Genomic DNA, 17,640 nt, shown 5'->3' on the forward strand with positions numbered 1-17,640 from the left:
ACCTATGACGGGGCTCTAAGAGCCCCTATCGACGTGGAGGTTAAGCAGCTGATTGAAGCTTCTGATCCTCGCCTTGAGCGATATCCAAAGCATCACGCACATACTGCTGTTGAACGGGGTTCGACAAACGCGACTCGACCCACTTATAGCCAAGCGAGTAATCACCCTGGTGACGACAAGCACTAATGAGCTCCGCAGTAGCCGTCTTCAGCTTCTCGGTTACTTCATCAGAGGAGGACGCCTTAGTGTCAGCGCTAGGTGCGGATGATCGTTGTGCCAAGGCATTCTGTGTTACATGCGCATTGGTATGCGATGAAACAGACTGTTCAGGCAACTGTTCACTATCCGATACCAGCGTTGAGCTCTGTGCTTCGGCGTTAGCCAGCTGCTCGCTTAGATACTCACGAGCGGCCGCATCCGGTTGAGAGTTAATCCACTCACGACCAGGTGCAAAGCTACCTTTAGATCGACATTGCTCGACCAATTGAGTCAGTACCTCATCGAGCTGTGTCTTGACCTCGACAGAAAGCGGGGCGTGCAGCGTATTGATATCATCCCCGTTACCTTGCTCAGGGCTAATAATACGCTCAGCTTCATCTTCGTCGTATATCCCGTGCAACCCAAAGGCGATGCGAGCGCACTGAATCAACGCCTTGTGCCGAAGCATACGCTTGGGGTGTGTTTGCCATGGACGTATCGAACCGGTGTACCGGTAGGTTTCATCGAGGAATTCACGAATTTTAACCGGCTTGGCCAAATCGCTCCGATGAATCCAACACTCGATCCAGTCCGGGGCTGGACTGCGTGCATTTTCCATATGCACATACCGATCGGAATACACGAACTCAACCCCTTCGTACGTGGGCTGGCGATTCACAAGGCTTACCCAGCCGTCCACACTCACCACAGGAATAATGCCACCCGTCTTATCGGGGAAAGCATAAATTTCCTTGATGAAGGGGTTCAGCTTGAACTCGTTACAGACCACCATCATGGCGGCCATCTGTTCATGTGTAATTTCACGCTTGTCTTGCTGTTTAAAGGCCGTTTTCCTTAGCGTATCCATCAGTTTGTCTTGATCGATGCCATAGCGCTCAGACATCTGGACGACAAATGAAGACGCTGCAGAAGCGGTTTGAGTTGATGCTGTCATGGTTCACTCCATCATGTAATTTGGAGAGAACACCACCCCCGAAGGAGTGGCGCCCCCCAGGGGTAAGGCGGAAAGCCGCCATATTAAAGAAGGTTTTAAAGAATGAAGTCGTTATCGTCGTCATCGTCGAGACCGAAGGAAAGCGGCCCCTGGATAAGTCCAAGCGAAATCAAGTCTTTTTTCACCTCAGATAGATCAATCCCCTGTTCAACCAAAGGATCGAAAAAAGCTTCGTAGTCCGCCCAGAATTTGAACTCTGGAACAGGCCTAACCGCTTCGTCTGACATCATTAGCTTGGGCTCGCCACGCTCGTTGATGGTGAATTGCGCATTGAGACGACTACTTGCAAAGTGCATGAGTAGAAATGGACGATGCCCCAAGGACCAGGGGACCTCGCCACCGCCCTCTCCGGCATCGCTGATCGTATTATTCTCACCACCATTGGAGGAATAAATTTTTAGACCACCGCAGGAGAACATACAACCAGATGTATCAGGCTCTTGCGCCAGGGGAAGGCCTAAACGACCGGCTCCCTCTGTTAGCGCCTTCACCAGCAAGACTTCCGCATTGTCAGGACAATGGGTTTCTGACACTTCGTTCACTCGCAACAGCCAGCACCAAAGCGAATTAGCGTTCGACATATTGGATCTCCACATGCGTACCGTATAGACAGAAAGCCGCACTTAAGGTGCGGCCGTTCGGGTTGGCCGTTACGCCGCTTCAGCCATAGTGGCGTCTGCAGTGTTTGCTTGCTCCGGCTCAGCCACAACTCCCTCTACCCAGCTGTCTTGACCAAATACATCCTTTGCTAATTGCAGCATGGCAGCTCGCTGCTCGGGCTTATCGCCCACTCGACGCAAAAGCGCCATTTCGAGTGCATAGCCCATACCGTTCGTCTTTCCGGACGGATCAACGCTAGCCCTGAAGCGCGAGGCCAGCCGGCACCAGCGCAGTAGGGTCCGCGTCGAGAACGTAACGGACAGATTGCCAGACTCGAACAATGCACGTACCTCGTTCGCGTACGTCACCATACTTGTCAGAAGCGCTTCAGGCACCTTGGTACCTGCATTAGCTAAAATGTCCTTTTCGACATGCGCAGGTGGGTAGTCCACCTGGGCAATACGATACCGGTCCATCGAAGCAAGGTTCTGCATCATCACACCCTGGTAGGCCTGACTTTCGTCCCCAGCACCCACCGTATTACCGGTGACAATGACACGAAACATGGGATGAGGCTTAATCACCTCACCGCCGTTGGCGCCAATGACAAGTGGCTTACCTTCCAGCACATCGTTGAAGGCAGCGAGCTCTTCTGGCGGCATCATATCCACTTCATTGAGAAGCAGAACGTGCCCAAAGCGCATGGCCACAGGCAGAGGCCCGTATTGCCATGACATGCTCGGCTCTTCACCGGGTTTCGCAGCTTTAAGCACGTATTGCCCTATCAGATCAGAGGCTTCCATACGGCCACTGCAGGTGAGAGATTGTACAGGCCAGTTCAAGCGACCCGCCGTCTCAAGTACTAACGACGTTTTGCCGGAACCGGTTGGCCCTGTGATGTAGAAGGCATCACCATCAGGTCGTTTCAGAAACGATAAAAGCTCCATTAATACAGTCGCCCGAAATACGTATGACGGTGAGGTCGTCGGTATATAAGGGTTGTCTGTGTTGGGAAAGCGAAACATTTCCGCCTTAGGTGATACCAAAACATTAAATGTTTTGGCGATATTCACTTTATTGGCGTTGGCGTTGTTTGTGGCTGTCATAAGAGAACTCCAAAGAGTGCTCCCTGAAACAGAGATCATTCCCCATAGGGGAAGGCCCCCGACAGGGAAGGTTTGAGCTAATAATAGCGAGAAGAATGCTGATTATTTCAAGAGGTCAGCGCTACCTCATTTTATTGTGCTTAGGCACAACAAACTGGTGATGGGTGAACTTTTCAGACCAAAAGCTTACCGATCTACAGTGTTAGGGTCATTGGGCATGGCAAGCCCGAGGGCTTGCCATATTACTTCAGTACCGCTTACGCGCCATGGGCTTCAAAACCCGACGCTTAGGCTTGGATAGACGTGCATGAGCCCACGTTATCGCTTTAGCCACTACGATAATGGCCAACAGGATTAGCGCATAATGCACAAATAACCAGACTACTAGATCCATAGACTGGTAGTTCGTCACAATACGGCCAATAAGGCGTTCAAGTAGGTTCATGGTAGCGCTCCAGAAATAATGGGGCGCAATACCCTCAAGGGGCAGTGAGCCCCTAAAGGGAAGTAAAACGGTCAGGACTTACCTGTTAGCTAGCCATTAACCCAGCTATATATAAATGCAACAGAGACGTAGCCGCACACACTAAGTGTGAAGATCGCTGTAGCGACGGTAGTTGTATCCATTGTGATGCCTCGATAGTCGAGACGAGACATGCCCCTGACGGGAAACATGTCCCGTCAAAGGGTGGTGTTACTGATTCGGGTGAATTAGTAACGTTTTAGCTTTCAGCCTCAAACGAAAGCGTCAATCCACGGCGCTGGTAGGCCGGTGCATCGTACGCTGCCCAACGTGGATCGTTGATGGGGTCAACTGGCCGAAGGATTGACACCTTCGCAGTCGTAACCTCACGCTTCCACGCAGAATGCAAACCTGCAGACTGCAAGGTGCAAAGAGCATGTAGCAAACGCTCCTGGAAACGAGACATCTTGCCTCTCCACTGGGTAGCCAAAACCTGGCCGAACAGGGAAAGAACAGTGATAGCCACGATCAAACCGAGGGCGTTGCTTACAGATAGTGAAGGGATCATCATAAACTCCATAGCTCAGAGAGCATTAGGCGCACATAACGTGCTGGATTAAGCGCCGATCAACCCGAAACGGGATGATCGGCACAGACATACGTTACCAAAAGGCAGCGTTGTAGAACCAAGGGTTAACGACTTGAACAACCAGCCGCTAAATCGCAATGCGATTTAGGAAGTGCCATGGGCGGAGCGAGAATGCCTGTCTGCTACATACAAGATGCAGCCTAAGGCGGGGAGGATGCTGGATGTTTGAGAAGGTCAGCTACCTTACGGGGATGTGAACTTAAGAGTTCAACACCACTAACTATATGTGAGCCGCTTCAGCGTGACAAGTCTTCAGACGTTGTAGAGCCGCCCTCCTTATTAAATTATGCAATTTCCTGTTTGATGCCTTTAAGGGCCTCTCCAGGGCCCCTTCGATTGGTAAAAATGGCGTTATCGTGATTTGGCGTACCGTTAGACATTTACCAAACCGTTGAGGAACCACCACCATGACGACCGAAACTCCGACCCTCCTAACCCAACCAAACGCTCAGAAGCCGGCCAGTCCGTCTACTCAGATGCGGCACCAGATGACGGTGCCCAGCAGTAACAAAGAACACGCCCAGCGCAAGAACGTCTATTCGCGTCCGATCATGGACCACACGCTCGTGCTGTACTCACTCCAGGCACAGCAGGTCATGGAGCGATCGTTCATCCGTGTCGCTTACAGTCTTTTCTCTACTGACGTTATCCTGCGCATCATTGGTAACGAAGATGAGATCGACGAAGTGTCCGACGTCATCGGTTCAATGCTTTCGGAGGCCGATAAGCAGCTGGATACAGTCATTGCTCAAATGGAGCATTTGCTGGAGAAGCACAAGGTTGACGGCGTTGATCGCTACTCAAACCCTGTAGAGTTGGCCGTTGAAATCACCGCGCCCACGGTAAGACAATTTATTCAGCTGGTCGAAAAGCTCGACAAGTTGGTTATGCTGGTCGACAGCCTCTGGCACGCTCAGGTCATGACCGGTAAGCAACGTACAGCTGCCGCGCGCACGTGGCGCCAGCACATCAACCGCACCGCCTCAAGAATCATTCAAACCGAAGGTCGCGCTCGCCGCTCCGCGACGAATCAGGGCAAGGATGCCGAAGTTAAAACTGAAGCACCGATGATGCCAGATCACGCAGAGCAGGATGCGAATATCGCCGAGGACGCCGGTGAGACGACCGAAGGCTTCCCTGTGGCCGACGCTCCAGCTGAGGTAGCCCACAACGAAGCATCCCCTCAAGAAACGGCTACGGTCGTCTGAGTACCAGGCCTGTCGGTCACCTGGAAAGAATGATCTCTTGCCGCCGTTGAACACGGCGGCATTTTGTTAACTGAACAAAAGGCAAACACATGCAGCATATCTATACTGCCACTGGTTTACTGACAAAATCCTTTATGTGCTTGTTCACCATATTCATCGTATGGCCGGCCTCTATAGCAGGCCTATTGCTAGCGTCCTATATGGCCATAACCCCCATATCGCCTGAGAGGCTTATTGCTGAGGCAGTAGATAGCGTTGCCGAATTTCAAGCATTGGGTCCAGCGACCGAGGGGAGTATCAATTACCTGGGCTGCGAGACCCCCTCAACCATAGTGCCGCTCGGAGAGAGTAACGCTGTACCTGGCCCTGTAGTTCTCTGTGAAAAAAGCACGGTCACAACCATTACAAATGAACAGGTTACAGCCACCTTAACCCGTATCGCGATATGGCTATATGCCTTTGCGGTTATGGTGCCTTATATCGTTTTATTGATCACCACTGGGCGCTTGTTTCCGTTCTTAAGCCCTAGACGTGGGCTCCTGGTCAGTTTGAGAAGTGGATATCAACCCGCTGTTTGTCGCGGGGAACAGCTTAAACAGCGGACTTAATCTCGCGGTTCATTACGGGGTTTAGAACCAGATTTCTCAAGGTCATTAAATTTGGGCCACCCCCCTATTGCGGTAAAATAGGCATACAAATGGACAGGATCATCAGGAAGACAACATGAATAAAGCGTTTACCCTCACGACAACTATTGCAGCATTCTCACTACTGGCGGGTTGCGCCGGTGTGCCGAGCGTTCCGATGGGGGATCGTAGCTACAGCGAAGACAACAGCCGAGCCTATAATCTGGCAAGGGCCGGCGGACTTCGGGAAGCGCGAGACACCAAACTAGGCGCCAACGAGTACAGCACTGTCATGGGTGATATGGCGGGAGGTGCTGGCACGGCTCTGGCGCTGAATAGCTCGGCTGGTTTTGGCTTGAACGGAGGAGCGTCTCTCGGTATCGGCTTGGCGTCTGCACTTCTGTCGGGGCCGGGAATGATGGGATACGACAGCGCCTTTGCTTTCGTTCCCGAGCGAGAAGCTGACAGCCCAGTTGATGCTAAAGAGGTGATTCGAGAGCACTTTATGTCTGCCGGACAGGTTGCAGCTGGTGAGAATGGTTTTACCCTCGAAGTAGTACCTGAAGCTCTGGATGCTCGGCTAAACTCTTCACGGAATATGCTAGCTTTGGGCCTCGTTAACGAGGAAATTGGATGCCTTAGCAATGACGACGCTAGCTCTGGCAGCGAGATTTGCTCTGTGGGCCTTATCTACCCCTCACAAAGCCAATCACTACGTGAAACGCCCTACGTAGCGAAGAGCGAGGCTGGGACACGTAGTTACCCTTTCTATGCAGATAAGCGAACCAACTCCTTACAGGTGGTGGCAAAGCTTTCAGATGAGCTTAAGGCTTCGTTAGGCCAAGAAGAGGCTGAACAGCTACGATTAGACATTATGACGAGCCTTTCCAACACCATGCCCGGCTGGTTCTATATCTACGAAAAAGGCAGGGATACCCTCCCCCCGATGATTTTGAATGAAGGGAAAGCAGAATTATTTATTACCCAAGAGTAATCAATGGGCCCTATTGAAGGGCACTTTGCAAGCTGGATAGAAAATAAAGGCCCGATATCACAATTTAATGATACCGGGCTTTTTTTCGGCTACTTGAAAGCTATCGGTAGCGGAATGGGTTAAGGACTCAGGCTATCCCAAACACCTTGGCTTCTAAGATCTCCTTGCGCATCCTGTCTGGCCCCATCGATATCGACATCATTAAAACGCTCCATGGAGCGATCTACAGTATTAAGTCGTCCACCAACGTCAAGCGCAGAGCCCGCCCCAGTCAATGAGTCCAAACTGAAATCACCGGCACCGTTGTAGAGGCCTTCCTGGGCCAAAAGGCCCAGCCATTCGTCAAGGTTTATTGCCTCCCAGTCAACGCTTGCAAGTTCTTCCACTGGAATGCCCGCGCATGATGGCGCCTCGGCGCTTCCCCAGCTAGCTCCGGTTTGAGCTCGCAACTGCTCCTGCAGGATGCGGGAGAGAGGCGAGCTGAAACAGCAGTGGGCTTCACGCTTTTCGATGCACATACCCAGCACCTTGGACTTGCAGTAGGACCCAACGAAGTGGCAGGAGTCCAGTTCACGCTGAGCATTCATTTCAAACTCGCTGTCCTCGCACTTCCAGATGAGCTGAATAGCCAACATCGCGGCTACATAGATCTGGTACGCAGTCATAGCGGCACCCAAAAAAGATGCTCCAGCTTCGCCCAGAAGTTGTTCGGAAAAGCTTTCTGCAGCTTCGCTTCCCGCACCTTCCACCAATGGTGCACCTGCGGATTCTGCAGCACCAAAGATTACATCACTAGTCATCTCTGCCACTTTTTCACGCAGGGGCTCGGTAAATTCAATGACCTTGTCTTGGACTGACCCTTTCAACGTATCCCAGGCGCCAGAAGCACTTTCTAGGCGAGACGTGAAGGGCTGCGTCACCGTCGACCAGGAGTTCATTGCAGGCTCTCGCAGCGCATTATAAGCCCCAAATACAGCATCAGCCGACGTCCCTTCTAGCGCCGTAATACCAGCATCGATTTTGGGCACCGTCATGATCATCGTGAGGTAATCACCAAGGTTAATGCCCTCAGGCGCCTCGCAGCAATCTACCGTACCACCTACTGCCTTTTTACACTCTCCAGGCGTGCCAGCGAAAACCGTACACTGAACGTCGGCGTCTCCAATAATCCCGCCGTCTTCATCAGTTCCGCTACAAGCGAGATCTTGGCCCATGAACTGTGCGGCATTAAGTAGAGCGCTGGCTCGGGCAAAGTCTGGACTGGCCTCAGCTTCGTGGTCAAAACACTCCGACCCCATGCAACGAATTGGCCCGCCGCAGGTGACCTCAGAGGACTTATTTAACGTTGGAACCGACTGACTGGAACCACAGTCATATGTATCTTCGCGAACGTAGCAGGTACCGGAGTCGCCTCGGGCGCCATCAACGCAGGTGGTCGAGATAAAGCCGCACTGAGGGTTGTCCTCGTAGGCCTGACAAGAGTCAAGCGTCCCACCTTCGTTGTGTTCGCACACCTCATTCCCGTTAACGTCCGTCCAGCAGTCCATCGAGCCTTTGTAGAAGTCGTAGCTTACGTCTACCTCGGCTAGTCTGCACAACGGAGATAGTTCTGGTATCGGAGAAGGTTTCAGCATATGGGGGCAAATGGTTACCCCGTTGGTTGCATAGCATCCATCGGAGCCAACAGGGCTATTTGTACAGGTGGCATCCGCCGTGGCAAAACCATCCCGCACACCGCTGACCGCTTCCAGACATTTCTCATCGCCCCACTCGTCCAGGGTGATCGCTTTCTTCGAATCGTACTGAATGTTGATCCGACCATAGCCTTCGCCTTCCCCAGTGACGGATACCCGTATTTTGAACCGAGCGACGCCACCTGGTTCTATACTTTTAAAAAGGTGGGTTATATCAAGGTTTGGGTTGGTATCCCAGCTCGTGTTGAGCTCACATGCACCTGGGGTTTCAGGGGGGAATACGCCTGGCATGCTTTCCCAAATAAGCGTTTCGCTTCCTACGGGACCAAAGTAGACCTGCATATAGTCATCCCAAAGGGCTCTGTCTAAAACAGCCGACGTAATTGCCTCTGGATTATCGACAGTTATATAGGTCTCCTCTTCGTAGATGGTGCAATTGCCACTCCAGTAGTCGTCACCCACTTGTCCAATCCAGGTATTGAGACATCCTTCACCGCAAGGCGCGATGTTCATAGGACCATCGAAGTGCGATATGACTTTCGCATCGTATTCATGGCGAAGCTGACAAGAGGCGGTACGATCCTCTACGACGTTACAACGGTGATAATCCGGCATGTGAACATCGAAACTGCCTTCATTAAAACTGTCATCGACGCTGCAATCCGCGAACTCATTCGAGAACGCCTCCATATCCGCAAAAACGTTACGTGACTGATTCATCATTGGGTCAGCGGCGAAATTCGGTCGGGAGTGATCGCTGGCTTTGTGAACAACCTCATAGGCCATGCCCTGAATAGAGCTTGGGCCACCAGGGCTGGTTACTTCAGATCGCATGTTGGTAAGCGCGTCGATACCCATGTTGGACAGACCGCTGTCGCTACCCGCTTCGCCTTTGAGTTCACCGTCGGCGCGCATGTGTGGATAGTTGCTGCTCCCCCCGGACCCCGTAGCCGTATCCGGGAAAAGGTCGCTGACGCTTATCGCGTCACCGCTGCCAAACGCGATATTACCTCCACTGACACCAGCGGGATCGCTAAGCCTAATGTCATCGGCAAATCCCTGGCCGCTACGGGCTGCATCCGTAAACGCATCGGCATAAAGCAGGACGGGATGAACAAGCATCAGAGCAATCAGTAGCCAGCACACCAGATTACGGAAGCAGTTGTGGCGAACAATGGCATTCATGAAGCAATATCTCCCAGACGTTGGACGGCCGCATCATCGACGTCCTGCCGGATGGTAACCAGGTCGTACTCTCTCGCGGTGGGATAGCGCAGCAAGGGAATTCCGGCCTCAGAAAAGGCGCCGTTGACGAACATATCCCGCGCCTGGCGATCTTTTCGCTGGTGGGAAGGGTCGTCTAGCTCAATGGCGGCCACTATCCGGCCCTCAAGAGGTTCCAGGATGAGATAGTCGACGTGCTTGCTTGAAATTTTGCGGAACGCGCTGGCCCAATCGCTTTTAGAAAGTCCCTTGCGGACATACAAGACATCGGCAATGCGAGGCTTGCCCATGATGAAGTACCGATCACCTAAGGCCTGTTGTAGTACCTGACAGAACACCCATTCCGTCTTGGTAAACAAATACTCCCGGCCATTGTACCTGGCTTGAGGCTGGCGTTTGCATAACAGGATAACCAGCGCTAGAAACCCGAGAATTACGATGGCCCCCAATGGCAGCCAAAGTTCATTGCTAGTGAAGTGCGCCAGGGCACCGCTTAGTTGGAAATCCATTTTTTCTCCTGGATCAGAGGTTGCAGCAGTCTTGCCAGCGCCAGATGGTATAAATAGGATCTTCGGCGACCCCTGGAATAATGCGAGCATTCCCCCAGCGCAGCGTGGACTCCCCCATCACGTGACCTCGCTTGGTCTCCGGCAGAGGGTGCAACAGGCTAAACCGGTACTGCGTTTTGGGTAATGTGGGGCTGATATGGCCACCCCGACACATGGCCTCATTCCCCATGGTTTTCCAGGCCAGGCCGCGGCGATGTAGCGCCGCTAACACTCGCGTTTTCAAAAGACTGGATTCACGGATCACATCATTGCCCCCGGTCATCCCCCCAGAAAGTGGGTAGATAGCCCCCCATGAGCCTGCACACCAGAACATGGAGTCCAAGGGCTTACCCGCCGTGGATGCGGCGGCATCAGCCGTGCACGCCGCCGCAGCAATTGGGTTCGCAACTGCAGCGGCTTCCGGGTTAGCAAAAAACGCCAGGTCAGCGTTATTCCAGGTGGGGTCCAACTCAGAAAGGTACATCAGGTCGAGATCGGTAAAACCATCGCTGTTACAAGAACCGGAGACAAACATGTCGAGCATCATTAGGAGCGGAAATGCATAGTAGTGATAGTGCATAAAGCTGCCATCACCACCGTCCATGTCTGTACCGCCATGGTGGCCCTGAAAAGTCCGATCCATGGGAAACCGTATGCCATTCAGTACAGATGAACATCCGGGTACCCGTTGAAATTCCACCAACCGTGCGGGTTCCCAGAAGCTCGTGACGACACCCGGCCGGGGCACGCCAAGGTTATCCTGGCATGAGCAGAGGACACGATTGGCCCCCCCGTCAGGCACACGATTGTTGTTGCCCCCCAAAAGCGCACCGGCAATTCGAATGGGAAACAGACAGTCCCAGCAAATATCCGTTATCAGCTTGGGGCCAATCACTTCAGCATTGGTGCAGCCTGCAAAGGCTTGTACGTTCGTAGCGCCTAGTGTGCCCACGATGGCCAACAACAAAGGCGCGAAAAAGCGGCGCAGTTTCATAGAGCGACCTCGGCGAGCGCGACGGGGGATGGTATGACAGCATATTCTGACGCCACGACACGGGGCCGCGCGTAGTAATAGCCTTGGTGAAGCGAGACCCCCGCTGCCTTGGCCCTCCGTACGTCGAGAGCGGACTCAACACGCTCGACGATAGTCAACATCTTCCGATCTTGTGCGTAACGGAGTCCTGCGGGGGAATCACCAAGCCCTAGGCATTGGCTTTGGAATTTGCACGTTGTCCAAGGGAAGGCGTGCAGCCGATCCAAAGAAGCATTGTCCGAACCAAAATCATCAAGGGCGAGGCCGACATTAAGGCCTGCCAGGGGTGACCAACGCCGGTCAATCACATCACCACTGACCTTCTCATTGAGCTCTAGCACTACAGGGGTATTGATATGTCCGAACAAAGCGTGGTATCGCTCGATCCATAACTCGAACGTGTCATCATCGGACATGGTTTCGGTAGACAAGTTGATATACAGCGGATGACGAAGCTGGTTGCCATGACAAGACCAGTCCCTCAACGAATTGATGATCCACAGATCGAGCTCAGCCCACTCCCCAGGCATTACATGACCACTGGGTCCATCGAATCGGCTGACGCCACTCTGGAATCGTGCAAGCACTTCGTAGGCGCGATATGAACCGGTCTGGCTGCAAACAATCGGCTGGAAGGCCATGCGGGCACTAGCCTTCATCACGCCCCCTTACAAGCTCCTGGATAATGAAGTTCGTGCCATCGCTGGTGATGACGGACGGAGTGAATTCCAATTGAAAACGCCCAATCAGCTCCGGTGTCAGGAGGTAGACAGGTGCATCGAAGTAGTCGGTCACCTCTTTATAAGCGTCCCAGCCCTCATCTGAGTCCATTTCAGTCGCAATGAAAGTGACTCTCGCCGCTTCATCTGTAAGCCCAGGCAATCGCTCGGCCACCAGCTCCATTTCCCTTGGGTCGGTGCCATTGAAAATGATAACCGTCTGGTCGAACGGGCGCGTATCCAGAGGATTGATGACGGTACCCTGCGCAGCAATAACCTGCCCATCAGGGCCCAAGATATCTTCGTATACCCGCACGCGTGGATCGAGCTCGCGCGTGCGCGGCCGCGTTGCTGAAGGTAGCCACTGGAATCGCTGTCCACTCCAGAAACGCTTTGCCGCATCCTCACGCTTTTGAGCCCAGTCTATGCCAGCGACACGCTCTTGCATGACCTCGATAAGATCTCGTTCGATCACCTCAGCCACTGGCCCTCTGGTACCGAAGTCGCCTCGATTACCCTGTATCAGGTGACGATCAAGCCATTGCGGCTCGGTGAGGCCTGTCACGCGCGCGATTACGTCGTCAGGGCTAGGGGTATCGCCTATACGAATGAGGGTTGGGACTACCGTTACGTTATGGTCTCTGTACAGCGTTGGATCGATTACCACTGTGGGTACTGGGTCATATTGCGTCGCCAGGCTCTGTATGAACATGACCCCTTGCGACACCTCCATATCGTCAGGAATCCCCCGGAAGATCACTGCGATGGAGGGGTCATCTGACGCCACCTGCAGAATGTCTTCTAACCCTTGGCGCTCAAGAGAGAACGAGGCAAACAACAGGGTTTCGTGCTCAGCATAACGTTCGCCGGGACCATTAGGATCTCCCTGCGGAGCGGTGTGCTCACGTAGCGTAGGATTGGTTCGAGAAAGATCTGAAAAGAACTTCTCGGCATCCCGCCGGTCGGTATTGGCATCCGGTGGGAAGTAATCATCAATGTTAAGCCGTTTAGGCGCCTGTTCTTGCAGTTCACGTCCTTGGTCGATAACGCTCATGTCAGCATCAGTTAGGATGGAAGCGCCTCCGCGCTCGCTAGCAATGGCCATCGACATGAAGGGCGAGATCAATAACACTGCCTGAATGGCTTTCACTAAGGTGGAGCGGCGATTAGATGAGTGGATATGAACGTCCAATGACCTGCTCCTCTTCGACAGTGCCCCAATAGCGCGAATCGAAGCTGAACGCTGATTCCCCCATAAACCAGTACTGACCCTCTTCCAATACCGTTTCGCCAGTGAACTGGCTGATATCGCCCCCCAGATCCATCAATAGGGCCATGTTCGAAGCAACAGTTTCACCATTGATAATCACTTCGCCTCGATCAGTAATGGCTACATGATCACCGGGAAGGCCTTTGAGGATTTTCACCATCTGTGTTCCGTCGGCAAAATAGGGCTGTACGTTGTTCGCTTCGAAGGCGTAGATAGCATCCCGCTCAAGCGTCTTATTGCCACGGTCAACCAGGAAAAAAGTGTAATTGCCTATGCACTTGATTTCCTGGGTATCCAGACCGATGTGGTAGCGGCTAACAAAGGCCGCACCGACGCCGACAATCGCTATTGCCACCACTCCCATCTTGACCAGATATCGGCGCCTGCTCGCCCAGAAGCCTTTCTGGGCGTACGGATAGGGAGGTTGTTTATCCACCGATTCCTCTAGCATTCAGGGCTCCTCCGTTAACAGCAAGGACCCATCCAGGCGTGTATCGGGGGGAGCGGCAAGAACGGCATTCGCATTGAGCACGATGAACCCGGCATCTTGTAAAGACAAAATGCGTTCATTTACTCGGCTAAAAACGCGTTCCGCCTCTTCACCGGTTACGTCCTCAGGAAGATTGGCAAAAAGGTTTTGGTAGTCGATCACTATAATGTCGCCGGTCGAGGAGGATGAAACCGCCTCTAGCGCGGCAATACGGTTATGCAAGAAGTAGCCCATAACCAGACAGATCATGGTGGTACAAATCAGAATCGTGCCGGTGATGGAGTCCCCTTTTCGAGATACCCGTGGGGGAGTCTGTGCTGAGGGGCTGTCAGGAGCTATCTTCTCGCCTGTATCCTGTTGGTCAGACGTGGCAGTTGCAGCTGTTTCTTCGCCTGCGCCTACTGGCATAGCTTCCGATACAGAGTCATCGGCACCCAACTGAGGGGTCGTCTGTTTAGGATCATGCGACATCGTTTAGCCCCCGGTCATTCAGCACTTGATGAATAGCATCGTGGATGTTGCGACCCTGTTTTTTGTAGCGGTTAATGTCGTTTCGATCGACAGGGTCGGTGCTGTAGAGGAGCTTCTGGTACTCCCCTACAATCAACCGTCCAGCGCCAATACCCGTCTTGGATCGGATAAAGATTTCGGAGTAAACACCAGAGATCGTGTTAACCGAGCGCAGCAGGTTGAATCCGCCCTCGCTCAAGGTAAGGCGGCCGGATTTTCGAATTGACTCGACGGTTTCAGTGGTTTGACCCAGCAAGTGCATTGAGCTGGAGTTTTCTGCGATCGCTCGGCCCACGGCGTTCTCATAGAGGTCGTTGATCGACTGCGTGGCAATGATGACCGAGCCACCGTACTTCCGAAATTTTCGGTAAGCGTGTTCGATGAAGGTAGCCACTTCCCCTTCCTTCAGAAGATCCCAGGCCTCATCGATAAAGCAGATTTTCTTGCGGTCGGGTTCACCCAAGAAGACTTCTTGCTGAATCTGGTAGATAAGCTGCAAAAGAACGACTTGGCGTAGGTGCTTGCGCCCTTGCAGTTCGTCAAGCTCCAGTACCGTAAAGGGGTTGGTGAATCGAACATTGTTTTCGTGTGCAAAATACTTACCGTAGTTACCCTTCGACGTGAACATAAATAGCTGTGAGCCGATATCCTGAACACGCGAGTCAGCATTCTCTAAGCAAGTATTGGCGATGTGATCGACCTTCATCCGCTGTCCCAAGTTATCCCAGAGAGCGGACATGATTTCCTTTAACTTGGCTTTTTGAAGCTCGGTCAGTAGTCCTTTTTCAGATGCCATGGTGGCCACTAGCGAAACCAGGGCATCCTCTTCGTCGGAGTAGTCTTTGACCAACGGAAAAGGGTTTAAGCAGATCTCGGTGTTATCACCGAACTGAAGGAAATCACCTTCCAGTACGTCGTTAAGGTTTTGGTAGGACTTACCGGCGTCGATCACCCAGACCTGCGCCCCTTCCGACATATAGGATAGTAGGAGCTCGTTCGCCCAGAATGACTTGCCCGAGCCAGACTCCGCCGCGATGACCAGGTTCTTGTTCGTGTCGGAGTCATGCAGACTCGTCGACATTAATTGCCCATTTCGCGAAAGCAGAGCGGCATGGAACGTGCCGGTCCCCTTCCACTCACCAAAAATCGGTACCAGAACTGCGGCTTGCTTGCTGGTCATGGTTTTGTAGCGCTTCAGGTGTTTGACGCTTTTCCGGTCGGTTACCAGCGGCAACGAATTTAGCAAGATGGGGAGTCCGACAAAGTTATCATCGAGCACTGTGAAGCGATTTTCTTTCCAGTAGCTTGCCATCGAGGTCGCCGCGGCCTGAGCACGCTCACGGGTGGGGGCAAAGATAACCGCATGGTAACTTAGCTGCAGCGGGCTGGCGCCATCCCCCAAGTCGTCGTACATGACATCAAAGTCGCCTTTCTTCTCTGCCAGTACCGGGACCATTTTAAGCATAGGGCCATAAGCCTGGTTAACAGTGATTTTACGCTTGGTTTCCAACCGATCCTTCGTTTTCTGGGTCCGCGGGTAGTAGATATTGGTGCAAATCATGTAGTTCTCTTTGACCGACGAACTACCCCCCGTAATATCACCCACATACGACATAGCGCTGCCGAAATAAAATGCAGGAGGCAATTTCTTCGCGCTAAGTAGCCGGACGTGCTGGTTGCCCAACATTAGTGAGTCCGGCGTGATTCGAATCTCGGTGTCGTAGTCGAATACCTGGTCGGCAATCGTCTTCTGATGGTCGTAGCTGTCACCGTTTCGCCAAGACGCATTGGGCCCCCAATTCAGCATGGTACCCATGATGCGAATGAACATCTTGGCGTCAATCAGGCGTGGCCCTAGCCCGATGGCACGCAGTGAAGATTCAACTTTCTCTTTGAGGAGGCTTACTTTTTCTAGCTCGGATTTAGATGGCTGGTGGTTATTGAGAGGTATTTTGCCCGTGATAATCAGCTTTTGGTCTTGCACCAGACCGTTGTCATAGGTTCCCTTCTTGCTTTTGACAACCAGCTTTTCGTCTGTGTACCTGCGCAAGAACTTAATCCGCTCCTTAACGACGTTGGTCAGCAATGGGTGCTGGTAACCATCCCTCAGCATCGACATGCTTGCCAGCTGGGCATTTACATCAGGCGATCGAAACAGAATAAATTGGAGGGTCGTCTCTTCTGGGAAAAGCTGATTGAATAACTCGGTGACTCGGTCCTGTATCTTTTCGTCACCGTAGGTCAAGGGCTGGCAAAGATAGGCGAATCCGAGCGTTTGATCATCATTCAGGTACAGGCCAAGATCAGGCTCATAAGCCAGTACGGGGATCAGGGACGATGCTTCCATGCTCTTGGGATAAAGCCTGTCTTTAAACCCCCGATTAACAACTACTTCCATTTTAAAGCTCCCCCTCTAGCCACTGCTCCAAGTGCTGGGGACGACCACGATTTATCCGACCGTCTTCATGAATCAAGAAAGGCACAGCATTGACGCCGAGAATGTCGCCTGCCATCAGTGTCTTTTCGTAGCCTTCCATATCACAGGGCTCGCGCTGGGCGAGCTGCTCGATTGTCCCGGTCAGGTAGGCATCGCGCGTCTGGCTGGGTTCTTTCGCGCAGTGAATACGCTTTGACAAGCCTTCGGACTCATCGGAAAGCGCCGGCACAACCACGAAGTAGAAGGTGTAATCATCCAAGTAAGCTTTGAGCTCTTGGGCCAACGCATGACAGTGATCGCATAGCGGGTCGGTGAAGATGGTGATCTCGGTTGGGCCATGCCCCATGGTGACGCTGTTAAGGTCACTTGCATGTAGCTGTAGTTTGTCCAGATAGATACGGGTAGCCGCTTGTTGAATATCCTCCATGGTGTCGAGGCTGGCTCCACGCCATAAGTCATACATTTGTCCAATAAAGACAAAGCGGCCGTTTCCTGAGCTATAGAGAATTTGCCCGGCATTGTTTACAGCACTCAACGCCGTAATGGGTAATGGGATAATCTGACGTATATCCATGTCGGAATGCTTTAGCTCTTCAAACGGGATATCGGCAAACAGGGGGGTGTCCTGGATCGGGGAGGCAGGCTCCATGGCCGCTTGGGCGCAAGAAACTGCAGCCACGGTGGTTAAAGTGACGGTCAAATTGCGGATTAAAGCTTTCATGGGTGGTCTCGGCACAGTGGTGTATTGGCCAAGCTTAAAGGCAGGCCTTAAAACCGGGGGGGCACCGAAACATCCCTTAAGGGCGCCTACAGGGATATAGGCAAAGAAAATAGATAACACCAAAAAAAACCGCCA

At 52.7% G+C, this 17,640-nt stretch carries 16 protein-coding genes; 2 read left to right on the forward strand and 14 right to left on the reverse strand.

Annotated elements, in window-relative coordinates:
- Positions 1–40: 40 nt before the first annotated feature.
- The 5 genes from bet to ACT3T7_RS08380 form a co-directional block, all read right to left on the reverse strand.
- A complete protein-coding gene (bet, locus tag ACT3T7_RS08360; RefSeq protein WP_444630668.1) occupies positions 41–1,153 on the reverse strand; it encodes a phage recombination protein Bet in 1,113 nt (370 codons plus the stop codon).
- 95 nt (positions 1,154–1,248) lie between these two features.
- A complete protein-coding gene (locus tag ACT3T7_RS08365) occupies positions 1,249–1,794 on the reverse strand; it encodes a hypothetical protein (protein WP_444630669.1) in 546 nt (181 codons plus the stop codon).
- Positions 1,795–1,863: 69 nt separating this feature from the next.
- Positions 1,864–2,919, reverse strand: a complete 1,056-nt coding sequence (locus ACT3T7_RS08370; protein WP_444630670.1) for an AAA family ATPase — start codon at positions 2,917–2,919, stop codon at positions 1,864–1,866.
- A gap of 247 nt (positions 2,920–3,166) precedes the next feature.
- Positions 3,167–3,364, reverse strand: coding sequence for a hypothetical protein (locus ACT3T7_RS08375; RefSeq protein ID WP_444630671.1), 198 nt, complete (start codon positions 3,362–3,364; stop codon positions 3,167–3,169).
- Between the two features lie 277 nt (positions 3,365–3,641).
- Positions 3,642–3,953: a hypothetical protein gene (locus ACT3T7_RS08380; protein WP_444630672.1), complete on the reverse strand. Its 312-nt coding sequence runs from the start codon at positions 3,951–3,953 to the stop codon at positions 3,642–3,644.
- Between the two features lie 485 nt (positions 3,954–4,438).
- Between ACT3T7_RS08380 and ACT3T7_RS08385 the strand changes: the two genes are divergently transcribed.
- Together ACT3T7_RS08385 and ACT3T7_RS08390 are read left to right on the forward strand one after the other, a co-directional pair.
- Entirely contained in the window at positions 4,439–5,239 is an 801-nt protein-coding gene (locus ACT3T7_RS08385; RefSeq protein WP_444630673.1) for a hypothetical protein, read from the forward strand.
- Between the two features lie 723 nt (positions 5,240–5,962).
- Entirely contained in the window at positions 5,963–6,859 is an 897-nt protein-coding gene (locus ACT3T7_RS08390; protein WP_444630674.1) for a hypothetical protein, read from the forward strand.
- A gap of 119 nt (positions 6,860–6,978) precedes the next feature.
- Here the strand turns inward: ACT3T7_RS08390 and traN are convergent, their stop codons facing one another.
- The 9 genes from traN to ACT3T7_RS08435 are packed head-to-tail and all read right to left on the reverse strand — an operon-like array spanning position 6,979 to position 17,505.
- Complete coding sequence (traN, locus tag ACT3T7_RS08395; protein ID WP_444630675.1) at positions 6,979–9,738, reverse strand: conjugal transfer mating pair stabilization protein TraN; 2,760 nt, start codon at positions 9,736–9,738, stop codon at positions 6,979–6,981.
- Positions 9,735–10,286, reverse strand: coding sequence for a DUF2726 domain-containing protein (locus ACT3T7_RS08400; protein ID WP_444630676.1), 552 nt, complete (start codon positions 10,284–10,286; stop codon positions 9,735–9,737). Before ACT3T7_RS08400 ends, traN begins: the two co-directional genes overlap by 4 nt.
- A 13-nt stretch (positions 10,287–10,299) precedes the next feature.
- On the reverse strand, positions 10,300–11,319 hold the full coding sequence (locus tag ACT3T7_RS08405) for a TraU family protein (protein ID WP_444630677.1): 1,020 nt from the start codon (positions 11,317–11,319) through the stop codon (positions 10,300–10,302).
- The gene (locus tag ACT3T7_RS08410) at positions 11,316–12,017 is read right to left on the reverse strand and encodes an EAL domain-containing protein (RefSeq protein WP_444630678.1); all 702 of its coding nucleotides are present in this window, start codon (positions 12,015–12,017) and stop codon (positions 11,316–11,318) included. The genes ACT3T7_RS08405 and ACT3T7_RS08410 overlap by 4 nt, the downstream gene beginning before the upstream one ends.
- Complete coding sequence (locus tag ACT3T7_RS08415; RefSeq protein WP_444630679.1) at positions 12,007–13,269, reverse strand: TrbC family F-type conjugative pilus assembly protein; 1,263 nt, start codon at positions 13,267–13,269, stop codon at positions 12,007–12,009. The genes ACT3T7_RS08410 and ACT3T7_RS08415 overlap by 11 nt, the downstream gene beginning before the upstream one ends.
- Positions 13,244–13,798, reverse strand: a complete 555-nt coding sequence (gene lepB / locus ACT3T7_RS08420; protein WP_444630680.1) for a signal peptidase I — start codon at positions 13,796–13,798, stop codon at positions 13,244–13,246. The genes ACT3T7_RS08415 and lepB overlap by 26 nt, the downstream gene beginning before the upstream one ends.
- Positions 13,799–14,308, reverse strand: coding sequence for a hypothetical protein (locus ACT3T7_RS08425; RefSeq protein WP_444630681.1), 510 nt, complete (start codon positions 14,306–14,308; stop codon positions 13,799–13,801).
- Entirely contained in the window at positions 14,298–16,745 is a 2,448-nt protein-coding gene (gene traC, locus ACT3T7_RS08430) for a type IV secretion system protein TraC (RefSeq protein WP_444630682.1), read from the reverse strand. The genes ACT3T7_RS08425 and traC overlap by 11 nt, the downstream gene beginning before the upstream one ends.
- Position 16,746: 1 nt before the next feature.
- The gene (locus ACT3T7_RS08435; protein WP_444630683.1) at positions 16,747–17,505 is read right to left on the reverse strand and encodes a DsbC family protein; all 759 of its coding nucleotides are present in this window, start codon (positions 17,503–17,505) and stop codon (positions 16,747–16,749) included.
- Positions 17,506–17,640: the final 135 nt, after the last annotated feature.

The sequence above is a fragment of the Halomonas sp. 111 genome (genome assembly GCF_052379685.1).
GTDB classification, from domain to species: domain Bacteria; phylum Pseudomonadota; class Gammaproteobacteria; order Pseudomonadales; family Halomonadaceae; genus Vreelandella; species Vreelandella citrativorans.